The sequence below is a fragment of the Kitasatospora sp. NPDC004272 genome, from assembly GCF_053603035.1.
This window is the reverse complement of the sequence record NZ_JBSGET010000112.1, coordinates 17,806-27,608: the sequence shown is the minus strand read 5'-3', so window position 1 is coordinate 27,608 and position 9,803 is coordinate 17,806. Positions and strand designations below refer to the sequence as shown.

The following is a 9,803-nucleotide window of genomic DNA, read 5'->3' as shown; positions in this document are numbered from 1 at the left end:
AGGGTCTTTCCCGCCGAACCTCGTGGACGTGGCAAGCAGCCCGATCCGACTGATCGCACTCACCCCGGCGAACCTTCTCGGTCAGAGCACTAGCGGGCGTCGTGGGTGGCCTCGGCGGCGCACTGCGCGACGTCGCGCCGGTGGCGGGCCGCGGTCTGGGCGCGGTGCGGGCCGAGGTCGCGGTCGTAGGCCTCGCGGCCGCTGGCGGCGGTCTCGCCGCGGATGCGCTGCCACTCCTGGTGGACGAGCGCGGCGCGGGCGAAGGCGCTCTCGTCTCCGGCGTCGGCATACCGGTCGGCGGTGCGCAGGTCGGTGCGGGCGTCGGCGACGGCCCGGTCGATGGCGGCCGGGGCGAGGCCGGCGGCCTCGCGGCGGATTCGGGTGCGTATCTCGCCGAGCAGGCCGTCCTCGGGGCCGTCGAGTTCGTCCTCGTCCGTGCCCCGGTCGTCGTCCGGGTAGGCGAGGGCGGCGTGGAGCGTGGCTCCGGCTTCCCACGACTCGGTGTGTACAACCGGGTGGGTGCGGCCGTCGCGGCCGGGGGCGGTGACGAGCCGTCCGTCGACCAGGGCGGCCCAGCTCTCAAGGCTGTCGACGTCCTTCTCCACCCAGCTGCGGGCCAGGCCGACGCCATGGTGGAGGGTGCGGATGCCGTCGTGGCCGGACCAGCTCAGCCAGACCGCGCCGCGCACCAGCGCCGAGTCGAGGACCGCCCGGCCCAGGTCCCGGTGGGCGGGCGCGGGCCGGCTGCCGCATGGGGCCAGCTCCAGCCGCATGGGCGCTCGGTCGGCGCCGGTGGTCACGGCCGTTCCTCCTCGACACGCACGATCCGGTACAGGCCGTCTCCATAGAGGTGACCGTCGTGCTTCTTCCTGGTCAGGCTCACCGCGTCCTCCACCGAGGCGGCGACGGCGTGCGGGGCGATCATCGAACTGGTGGGCGACATGCCGCCGGAGCTGACCGACCCGGGCGCACCCGGCCACGCCAGCCCGGAGTTCCGCCGCCTGGCCCGCGCCGGCCTGGGCGCCACCACCAACGGCATGTACCGCGAGTGCGAGCTGATGACCGCCGCCGAGCGGCGCGCGGCCGCGAACACCGCCCTCGACACCCTCGTCGGCTACCGCGCGGCCCGCCCCTGACTTCGGGTCAGTCCTCGTCGTCGATGCCGAGAACCTCGGCGGCCTTGCGCAGGGTGCGGGCGGCGGCGGCCTCCCGCACGCACTCCCGGACGGTGGGCACCGCGCCGGGCCGGGCCGCGTCCAGGTGCCGGCGCAGGACGTCCTCGGCGAGGGCCTGGATCTCGGCGTGGCTCTCGCGGGCGGCCTTGAGGAGTTCGGCGCGCTCCTGGGTACCGAGACCGGGTCAGGCGGTGGCGTCGGCTGTGGCGGCCGGTTTCGGGGCGAGCCAGGCCTGGGCGGCGATGGCGCGCAGTTCCTCCTGGCGCTCGACCAGGACGGACGGCCAGAAGGAGCCGTCGAACTGGTCGAGGGGGACGGTGGGCGGGTCGGCGGGCCAGCACGCCCGCTCCAGCCACTGGTCCTCGGCGGGGAAGCGGACGCGGGCCTGGGCGGCGATCTGCTCACCGAACCAGATCACCGCGTCCTGTGCGGCGCGGGGGTCGGCGTGGTCGTAGGGCTCGACTTCGGGCATCACGAAGTCGGCGGCAAGTCGGTGGTCTCGGGCACTCGCGGATCGTACGCGGCCGCATCGACGGTCAGCCCGGCGGCCCGCCGAGACCCAGGCAGCGCGGAACTCATCACCCGGGTCGGCGGTGGAGCCGCGGTCGGCGAACCGGGCGCGGCCCTCGTCCGGCTGGTCAGCGCCACTGGTAGGACGTGGTGGTCATCGCCGGGAGCAGCAGCGGGCCGTCCGCGGTGGCGTCGGGCCGGGCGGCTTGGCCGAGGACGGTGCCGACGTCCGGGTAGAGGTGCAGGGCGGCCGCGTCGGCCACCGGCAGCCACACCACCGGTGTCTCGTCGGGGTCGTCCTGCTCGACCGCGGCGACGGCCTGCGCCAGGTGGTCGGGCAGGTGGGCGACGTAGACCAGGTGCCGGCGCCGGAACGGCGTGCTCTCGCCCGGCCGCTCGGTCTCCTGGTCCTGGACGAAGCGCAGCTGTGGCGGCGCGGGCAGCACCGCCAGGTCGAGGCCGAGCTCCTCGATGAGCTCCCGGCGCAGCGCGTCGGCCGGCTCCTCACCGTCCTCAACTACGCCGCCGGGCAGCGAGTGCTGCTCACCGGCCAAACGGTGGCGGCGGATCAGGGCCAGGCGGCCGTCGTGGACCAGCACCGCGCACACCCGCACCCGGACCGGCTCGGCCACCGTGCCGGCGGTCACCGCCGGGCCCAGGCCCGGCAGGCCGGCTCGTGCCAAGTAGTGCGGACGACCACCCCGCCCGGGGTCAGATGCTCGCTCGACCAGGTCCGGCAGCACCCGCTGCCCGCCCGGATCGGGGCCGACGGCCATCCGGCGCGCACCGGAACGGCGGGAGCGGGCACGACAGGCGCGACCGGGCGGCGGCGACGGCGGCGCCTGGTGATGGGTGTCGTCATGTCGCAGGCTCTGCCCACCACGCAGCCGTGCCGAACCCCGCCGCCACCCGGACGGCGTACCGCAGTCCGTTCTAACCGGCCGCTGACCTGCGACGACGCCCGAAACTCACCGGGTCCGAGGCGGAACTCACCGGCGGCTGGGGCGAAACTCACCGGCGGCCCCGGGGCGAAACTCACCGCCCCGGGGTGAAACTCCCCATCGCAGGTCAGCGAGGGTGCCGAAACTCCCCGGTGCAGGTCAGCGGCCTGTACCCGGGAAAAGGGCCGGGTCAGGACCGGTGCGCTTGGCCTCGGCGGCCGCGGCTTCGGCGGCGGGACAGTCAGCTTCGGTGCCACCAGGTACGACGGCGTCCGGGACCGCCGGCCCCGGCGTCGACGGCGCGCTGCTGCTCGGCCGCTTCCTCGGCTTCACGGCGCTCGCGCTGTTCCGCGTCGGCCTGGCGGCAGGACCCGCACAGCCCGTCGTCCCAGAACGCCCGCGCCTTCTCCGCCCACCGCTCGTCGGTGAACCTCTGGGCGCAGCGGGTGCAGGCCGGACGGCCGGCTTCGCGGGCGGCGGCCTGCTGTTCGCGGCGGGCCTGCTCGGCGGCCGCACGCTGGGCAGCGAGGAGCTGGTCGCCGTCGGGGTTGTCGAGCGCCTGGGTGAGGGTGTGCCAGCCGGGGCGGCCGAAGCGGCGCCACACCGCGGCGTCGGCGCCGCGGGCACGCAGCAGGGGCAGGGTGGTGGCGACGACCGGCAGGGCGCGGTGGTAGTCGCGGGCGGTAGTGTCGTCGCCCCAGTACGGCAGCGGGGACCAGAGGGCCTCGGTGGCGGCTTCGACGCGGCGGCCGCGGGCCATGAGCCGCTCGTGGTCGCGGCGGGCCCGTTCGCGCTTCTCCTCCTCCGTGGGCGGCTTGCTGCCGGGGCGCGGGCGCTTGCGGCCAGGCACCAGGACCAGGGCGACGGGGGGCAGGCCCTCGCGGCCGGTGGCCAGGTAGCGGGCGCGCCACAGCCGCAGCTCGTGGGTACGGGCACCCCGGGCGCGCAACGACTCGGCGAACTTCGCCTTCAAGACACCCTTGGCGGGCAGCTCGCACCAGGCGCGGTAGCCGGTGAGCTTCTCGGCGAGCTCGCCGGCGCTCTCGTTGTCGCGGTCGACCTCCACCAGGAGCAGCGGAACGTCGGCACCGGCATCGCGCAGCACCAGGTCGGTGAACAGCGAACGGCGCCCGGGAACGACGTGTTCGACCTCGGTGGTGAACGCCTCCAGGTGCCCAAAACCGGCGCGGGCGAGCAGGCCGGCGATGGCGGCGACGTCCAGGGCGTGATCGGAGTACGCCGCGGCACGGCCGTCCCTCTCGGGGCGCAGTGCGGAGATCCGGGTGCCGGCCGGGAGGAGGGCGGTGGCTTCGCGGTGGCCGGAGCGGGTCAGGCACCACAGCTTGCGCCCGTCCGGCAGGCGCAGCTCCTCGCGGATCCGTCCGGCGGCTTCGAGGTCGACCAGGGCCTGGCGGGTGGCCTTGTCCGCCTTCTGGTGGGGCAGGACCAGGTGCCACAGCTCCCGGGCGGTGGCCCGCTGGAGGAGGGCGAGGGCGATCAGGACTCCGCGGCGCACCGGCGCGGTCGACTTCGCCCGCCACCGGTCCCCGCTGTCTTCGACAGCAGGGACCAAGGGGTTGTCGCCCGCCCGCGACCCCCCTGTCCGGGACCTCTGAGCTGCGGAAACGCCGTCTTTGGCAGCCAGGGGCGCGGAGTGGCCGGTGGAGGTGGCGGTGGAGCGGTCGGCGGTGGCGTTGTCCAGGTGGGACGGCAGCGGCGGCAGGTGCTCCTCGGCCTGGCCGTCGCCGTCGGGAGCCGCAACGGCGGGCGGGACGGGCGGGGTGGTGGACATCGAGGTGGCCTTCCGTCAGGTAGCGGGCCGCGGCAGGCGCGATGGCTGGCCCCGGTGCCCGGGCGCTCGCCCGGCTGCGGCCGACCCTGCACCGGCCCCCCTTGTCCGCCGTCTGGACAACACCCTTGTCCCGCCCGGTTGTCCCGCCCGAATTGCCCCGGCTTGGGGCCTTGTCCTCCCGGTATGTCCGTGACCGACACCACAACCGGCAGCAGGCGGACCGGCACAGTGCTGCGGCCCGGCACAACCCGCTCCGGGTGCGCCGGGCGGCTTGTCCAGGGGGAACGCGGCGATGTCCAGGGGAAACGCACCGGCCGGGTGGCTCTGTCGGGCTTCTGCGCGGCCTGTCCACCGGCGCACCGCATGCTGCTGGAACTGTCCATCAACCGCCGGACGCAGCCCAGCCCCGGCCACCGGCCCCCTTGTCCCGCAGGTTGTCCCGGCAGACCGTGACTCGCGGCGGCCGGGACGGGTTGAGCACGGGTGAACACCACCAGCAGCACGCTCGACCTGATCCTGTTCGGCGGCGAGCCGGATGACGACGGACCCGACTACGACGGCCTGAACGGCCCGGAGCGGGAGGCGATCGCCGAGGCGGCCGGGACGGGCGTGCGCGCCGCACTGTGGATCCGGACGCTGGCCGAGCGCCAGGACGACGAGAGCAACCGCCGGTGCCTGCAGCGCTACGCCCGGGCCGTGGAGCGGATCCTGTCCCGGGAGATCGTGACCGACCGCGACGGCCCGCTGGAGGGCGAACTCCTCTACGAACTCGACCCGGCGCACTTCACCCTCCAGCGGCCCGGCACCGGACCGGTGGACCTGACCCCGGCCGAGCGGGTCGCGGTGGCCGCCATCGGCACCGCCACCGCCTCCGCACCCGGCACCGTGCTGGGCGACCTCGCCGCCGACCTCCCCCAGATCTGCCGGCTCATCGACCACGCCCTGGCCATCGGCCAAGAGCTGGACTGCGGGCCGTAGGGGTCGTGCCTGGGCCGGGCGGTCCGAACGGCACAGATCCGCTCCACGGTGTGCTGTCCGGGCCGCCCGCGGATCACCCCCGCGCGGGAGGGAGCGAGCGGGGTGCGGTGGCGGCGGCGAGGCCCTGGTCGAAGGCCAGGCGCAGCAGGGTGAGGGCGTCGGCGGGGTTGGCGGACAGCAGTGGTTCGCCGTCGGTGGCGTCGACGACCTGGCGGCCGCCGAGGAGGGTGACCCAGTCGTTGGTGCCCTGGTAGGGCTCGGTCCAGCCGAGCAGGTGGCCGCCGCGTTCGAGGGCTTGGGCGGGGGCGCGGTGGGGCCAGGTGAGGCGGGCCAGGGCGGGTCCGGCGTAGTCGCGGTGGGGCGAGCCCAGGCCCCGCTCGGTGGGGGGCGTCGATCGCAGGTGCTGGCCGAGGGCCAGGCGCGGGACGCCGTCGGGAAGGCCGGCCGCGGCCGGTGCCGGTGGGGGGAGAGGGGCGCGCTGGAGGGCGTCCAGGGCGTCGCCGGTACTACGGAAGGTGCGGGTGCCGCTGACCGGGTCGGTCAGGATCGTGGCGGTTCTGTCGTCGCGATGCTGGGCGGCGATGTGCCCGGCCCGGCCCCAGGGGCCGTCCGGCAGCGGCGCGGTCCAGCCCACCGGCCGCCCGCGGTGCAGCAGCAGCTGGACGTCGACGGCCTGCGGGTCGCTCCAGGAGGCCAGAGTCCAGCCAGGTCCGAACGTCACCGCCAGGTCGTCAACGCGCTCCGGCGCGCCGAAGCGCCGGACGGGATCGGTGCAGGCCGCGCGGCGCAGCGTCTCGAAGTCCTGCACGCGCTGCGCGGCCGCGCCCGCGGCAGGCCGTGCAGCAGGTGCGGTCAGCGCGGCGGGTGCGGGGACGAGCGCCTTTTCGGACCGGTCCGAAACAGCCGGTGCCGCGCCGCCGGCCGGGGCGGGCACTTTTTCGGACCGATCCGAAATGGGGGCCGCGCTCGGGGCCGCCTCGGGGACGGGATTTTCGGACCGGTCCGAAAAGGCGGGGCCAGTCGGCTCGTCGGCCAGCAGCCGGGGGGCGACGCGGGCCAGGACGTCCGGGCGCGTCAGGTCCTCCTCGGCGCGGCGCAGCTCCAGCGCCTGGCCGCTCAAGCCGGGCCAGCGGATCTCATCGCGCACGTCCCGGGCCGCCTCGCACACCCGGGCGCCAAGCTGGGCGTGGGCGGTGAAGAACTGCTCGTACGCGGCCACCGGGTCGGCGTCCACGGCGTCCAGGAACGCCAGGGCGACGTCCACGGCGGCCTCCGCACCCCGCAGCAGCTCGGCCCGCGGGCCTTCCAGAGCCGAGCGGGCGGCGTCGGCCTTGGCCTTGTCCCGGGCGGCCTTGGACTTGCACGCCGTCGAGCAGTACTTCGACCGGCGCCCGCGCTTGCCGGGATCCGCCGCCGGCACCGAGTTCTGGCACCCCGCTCGTTGGCACACCTCGCCCGACGCCACCTCGAACAGCACGTCAGAGGCGCCGGAATTTCGGACCGATCCGTTTTGCATGCCCGGATCGTAGCTCTGGCGATCGCCCAGGCCCCAGCCCATTACGGACCGATCCGAAACTCACCGCCGCCGGGTCGGCCATCAAGGAACCCTGATTGCGGACCGGTCCGAAAATCCCGCCGCTGCTGATGCAGCGGCGGGCGGCGCTGCACCAGGTGCTGCATGTTGTCCCGCTGCACGGTGCAGCAGCGCTGCACGTTGTCCCGTGCAACCGCCGGGCTGTCCCCGATCGGTTTCGATGACGTTCCGCAGCGAGGCCTCCAGCCGGACGACGACCGGCCCTCCTATGAAGTTCGCGCCCACGAGTCCTTGAGCTGAGCCTCGGGGTATGCACGGGCCCGGCTGCCGACGACCGCCTGGCCTTCAGGGAAGGCGACTCCACGGCGCGCGGCCTGGCTCTTGCGGGCGCGTACCGCGTTGGCCTTCACCGGCAGGACGCCCGCGGCACAGGCCTGCTCGATCGTGAACAGCCGCTCCGCCGGATCAGCCCCGACAGGTTCCCTCTGCGATACCACGGTGGGGGCGGAGAGCTTGGCCAGCCGGGCGTTGTCCGGCATCACCGGCACCAGGCCCGCCAGCGCGGACGCGAGTTCTTCAGCCGAGCATCTCGCCTCAACCGCGCGGGCGGTCCATTCCGCCACCTCGGAATCTGCCTGCCGAACGAGTTCGACCGCCCGGCGCCGACGCCGAACGGCACTGACAAGTTCCTCGAGCGCCCGCTCTATCTCCACGTCCAACCAACGCGCCACCTCCGCCTTGGACACGCGCAACAGGCTCACGACGCGCAGCGCCGCATCGAACGAACGCAGAGCAGCCCCGTACCCCGCACCCGCACGACACCCCAGTCCGGGGTGCAGCAGCACTTCCTCAGCAAGCAGCAGCACGCCCGGGTGCAGCAAGGGCAGCCTTGCTGCACCCGCTGCTGCCCGTGACCGGTCGGGCCCCGGGCCGGTTGCACCCGGCATGACGACCTCTCCGCTGCCCGCGCCGCCGCCGCTGCACTTCCCCTCCCCCGACGACGACGTTCCCGACCACGAGGACCAGGCGCGGCACGCGGTCGAGCTGGCGGCGCTGCACCGGGCCGCCGACACGGGCGAGGCGGCGGCCCGGTGGGTGCAGCGGTTGGCCGACCGCCAGGGCGAGAAGGAGCACGGCCGGCTGCTGGAGCGGACGGCCGAGGCGATCGTGAAGGCGAGCAGCCGCGAGATCATCCCGGGCAGCGACGGCCTGCTGACCGAGGAGCTGCGCCACACCCTGGCCGCCGACGTGGTGCTCGGCGCCTCGCACACCACCGGCACCCTGCCCGAGCTCCGCCCCGGCGAGCGGACGCCGCTGATCGCCGTCTGCTCGATCGCCGCGGCCCTCCCGGCCTGCGTGCTCGGCAACCTGCCCCGGGAACTCGAGGTGCTGGCCGCCGAGATGGAGGCCGCCACCGCCGCCGGCCTTGCCGCCGCCGAGCTGCCGGCGGCCGGATGAACCGGACCGCCCGGCGCGGGCTCGCCCCGGACGCCGCCGGGCGGGCGCTGTCCCCCACCGTCCGCCCGTCCCGCACCCGCCTGCCGTGGTCGCCCGCCGCCCTGGAGGCCGAGCTGCACACCGCGCTGGCCGCCTACGAGGAGCGGGCCGCCGTGTGGCGCGAGGACTTCGAGGACCTGGACGACGACGTCCTCGCCGAGGCCGCCGCCGAGGCCCGGGCGTTCGGCGCCGACCCGGCGGCCGCCGTCGACGAACTGGTGCGCGGCCTGCTCGGGCAGCTGACCGACTGGCAGCAGGCGATCGACGAACTCGGCCGCGCGCTCACCACGGCGATCCACGGCCGGCCACTGCCCGACTGGGCCGCCGACGCCGGCCGCACCGAAGACGTCCGCTGGCGCCACGCCCGCCGAGCGCTGCTCGAAGCCGTCGCCCGCCACCACCACGGAACCCTGCCCGCCGGGCCGGGCGACCGGCCGTGGTGACCACCGCCGCCCGGCGTGCGGGAGAACGGGCCGGCGACCAGCACCCAGCCGCGCGGCATAGGCTCCCTGATCCCCGCCCGCACCCAGGCGACGCCCGACGGGAAGGCAGCCGCCCAGCTCCTGCACCTGCGCGAGGCAAATGCGCCGGTGCCGTTCCTCGCCGCGGCCGCCGCACCCGGCCGGTAGCCGCCGAGGGGTCCCAGACCCGACCCAACAAAACACCCGAAACGGACCCATGAGACGCGGGTGGAGCCGTGCTTGGACCGCCCCGCCCCAGCCCGGCCGGCAGCGGGCCGGACACAGGTGGACACACGAAGACAGATGGAGTCAGGAAACGTCCCCACCTGGGAAAACGGGGGTTCGAGGAGACAAGAAAACAGATAATTCGGGCAAATGGAGCGGCCGGGAGGTAGGTCGTTGATGATCTATCTCCATCTGTCTCCACCGCTCGGTGATCTGTCTCCCGGGGCGGCGCCGGTCAGGCGTGGCGGGCGGTGAGCTCGGCAAGGATCTGCGGCCAGGGCGCGGTGCCCTGGCGGTGGAGCGCCTCGTACTTGTCCGCGATGGGAAGCGCCATGAAGATCGCGCGCTCCGCCTTCCCGGCCTCGGTGGTGTCGCGGTCGTAGAACCAGACCCGCTCGGCGATGCCGTACTCGCCGCGCTCGGCCCAGCCCTCGGCCGTATCCGGCCCGGTGGCCGGGCGGCGGGAACGGGACCGACCACCGGATCCGGATCCGGAGCGGGCTCCGGCGGTGCGCTCGAGGTCGGCTTCGGCCAGCAGCAGCCGGCGCACTTCCGCGAGAGCCGGGTGGGTCGGGGCGAGGAGGGCCAGGGCGCGGGGGCCGCGCTGCTGGAGCGTGGCGGTGAGGGTGGCGAGCACCTCCAGGACGGCAACCGCGGTGCCGGCCGGGAGTTCGTCGGCGAACTCCGCGA

Annotated in this window: 13 protein-coding genes; 5 read left to right on the top strand and 8 right to left on the bottom strand. The window is 75.0% G+C overall.

Features of this window, described 5'->3' with window-relative positions:
- Positions 1-89: 89 nt before the first annotated feature.
- On the bottom strand, positions 90-800 hold the full coding sequence (locus ACWEO5_RS28345; RefSeq protein WP_452165045.1) for a hypothetical protein: 711 nt from the start codon (positions 798-800) through the stop codon (positions 90-92).
- On the bottom strand, positions 797-943 hold the full coding sequence (locus ACWEO5_RS28340; protein ID WP_452165044.1) for a hypothetical protein: 147 nt from the start codon (positions 941-943) through the stop codon (positions 797-799). The genes ACWEO5_RS28345 and ACWEO5_RS28340 overlap by 4 nt, the downstream gene beginning before the upstream one ends.
- Here ACWEO5_RS28340 and ACWEO5_RS28335 point away from each other — a divergent pair.
- Complete coding sequence (locus tag ACWEO5_RS28335; protein ID WP_452165043.1) at positions 933-1,136, top strand: hypothetical protein; 204 nt, start codon at positions 933-935, stop codon at positions 1,134-1,136. The genes ACWEO5_RS28340 and ACWEO5_RS28335 overlap by 11 nt on opposite strands.
- A 223-nt stretch (positions 1,137-1,359) precedes the next feature.
- Here the strand turns inward: ACWEO5_RS28335 and ACWEO5_RS28330 are convergent, their stop codons facing one another.
- The 3 genes from ACWEO5_RS28330 to ACWEO5_RS28320 form a co-directional block, all read right to left on the bottom strand.
- Complete coding sequence (locus ACWEO5_RS28330) at positions 1,360-1,647, bottom strand: hypothetical protein (protein WP_452165042.1); 288 nt, start codon at positions 1,645-1,647, stop codon at positions 1,360-1,362.
- A gap of 166 nt (positions 1,648-1,813) precedes the next feature.
- Positions 1,814-2,368: an NUDIX domain-containing protein gene (locus ACWEO5_RS28325; protein WP_452165041.1), complete on the bottom strand. Its 555-nt coding sequence runs from the start codon at positions 2,366-2,368 to the stop codon at positions 1,814-1,816.
- 499 nt (positions 2,369-2,867) lie between these two features.
- Entirely contained in the window at positions 2,868-4,418 is a 1,551-nt protein-coding gene (locus ACWEO5_RS28320) for a replication-relaxation family protein (protein ID WP_452165040.1), read from the bottom strand.
- A 483-nt stretch (positions 4,419-4,901) separates the two neighbouring features.
- On the opposite strand from ACWEO5_RS28320, the gene ACWEO5_RS28315 reads away from it, so the two are divergent.
- Positions 4,902-5,396: a hypothetical protein gene (locus ACWEO5_RS28315; RefSeq protein WP_452165039.1), complete on the top strand. Its 495-nt coding sequence runs from the start codon at positions 4,902-4,904 to the stop codon at positions 5,394-5,396.
- A gap of 73 nt (positions 5,397-5,469) precedes the next feature.
- Here ACWEO5_RS28315 and ACWEO5_RS28310 read toward each other — a convergent pair whose 3' ends face one another.
- Positions 5,470-6,912 carry a hypothetical protein gene (locus ACWEO5_RS28310; protein ID WP_452165038.1) on the bottom strand — a complete coding sequence of 481 codons (1,443 nt, stop codon included), beginning with the start codon at positions 6,910-6,912 and terminating at the stop codon, positions 5,470-5,472.
- A gap of 284 nt (positions 6,913-7,196) precedes the next feature.
- On the bottom strand, positions 7,197-7,811 hold the full coding sequence (locus ACWEO5_RS28305; protein WP_452165037.1) for a hypothetical protein: 615 nt from the start codon (positions 7,809-7,811) through the stop codon (positions 7,197-7,199).
- 64 nt (positions 7,812-7,875) lie between these two features.
- Between ACWEO5_RS28305 and ACWEO5_RS28300 the strand changes: the two genes are divergently transcribed.
- Genes ACWEO5_RS28300 through ACWEO5_RS28290 form a run of 3 tightly spaced genes read left to right on the top strand, consistent with a single transcriptional unit; the run spans position 7,876 to position 9,056 of the window.
- Positions 7,876-8,388 (top strand): hypothetical protein, encoded by a 513-nt coding sequence (locus ACWEO5_RS28300; protein ID WP_452165036.1) that lies wholly within the window; start codon positions 7,876-7,878, stop codon positions 8,386-8,388.
- Positions 8,385-8,870, top strand: a complete 486-nt coding sequence (locus tag ACWEO5_RS28295) for a hypothetical protein (RefSeq protein WP_452165035.1) — start codon at positions 8,385-8,387, stop codon at positions 8,868-8,870. The genes ACWEO5_RS28300 and ACWEO5_RS28295 overlap by 4 nt, the downstream gene beginning before the upstream one ends.
- Before the next feature lie 15 nt (positions 8,871-8,885).
- The gene (locus ACWEO5_RS28290) at positions 8,886-9,056 is read left to right on the top strand and encodes a hypothetical protein (RefSeq protein ID WP_452165034.1); all 171 of its coding nucleotides are present in this window, start codon (positions 8,886-8,888) and stop codon (positions 9,054-9,056) included.
- Positions 9,057-9,348: 292 nt separating this feature from the next.
- Here the strand turns inward: ACWEO5_RS28290 and ACWEO5_RS28285 are convergent, their stop codons facing one another.
- The gene (locus ACWEO5_RS28285) at positions 9,349-9,750 is read right to left on the bottom strand and encodes a hypothetical protein (protein WP_452165033.1); all 402 of its coding nucleotides are present in this window, start codon (positions 9,748-9,750) and stop codon (positions 9,349-9,351) included.
- Positions 9,751-9,803: the final 53 nt, after the last annotated feature.

What these genes read in the sequence shown, in the direction of transcription:
- ACWEO5_RS28340 (WP_452165044.1), bottom strand. Translation starts at nt 943, where the DNA reads ATGTCGCCCACCAGTTCGATGATCGCCCCGCACGCCGTCGCCGCCTCG.
- ACWEO5_RS28330 (WP_452165042.1), bottom strand. Translation starts at nt 1,647, where the DNA reads ATGCCCGAAGTCGAGCCCTACGACCACGCCGACCCCCGCGCCGCACAG.
- ACWEO5_RS28320 (WP_452165040.1), bottom strand. Translation starts at nt 4,418, where the DNA reads ATGTCCACCACCCCGCCCGTCCCGCCCGCCGTTGCGGCTCCCGACGGC.
- ACWEO5_RS28310 (WP_452165038.1), bottom strand. Translation starts at nt 6,912, where the DNA reads ATGCAAAACGGATCGGTCCGAAATTCCGGCGCCTCTGACGTGCTGTTC.
- ACWEO5_RS28300 (WP_452165036.1), top strand. Translation starts at nt 7,876, where the DNA reads ATGACGACCTCTCCGCTGCCCGCGCCGCCGCCGCTGCACTTCCCCTCC.
- ACWEO5_RS28295 (WP_452165035.1), top strand. Translation starts at nt 8,385, where the DNA reads ATGAACCGGACCGCCCGGCGCGGGCTCGCCCCGGACGCCGCCGGGCGG.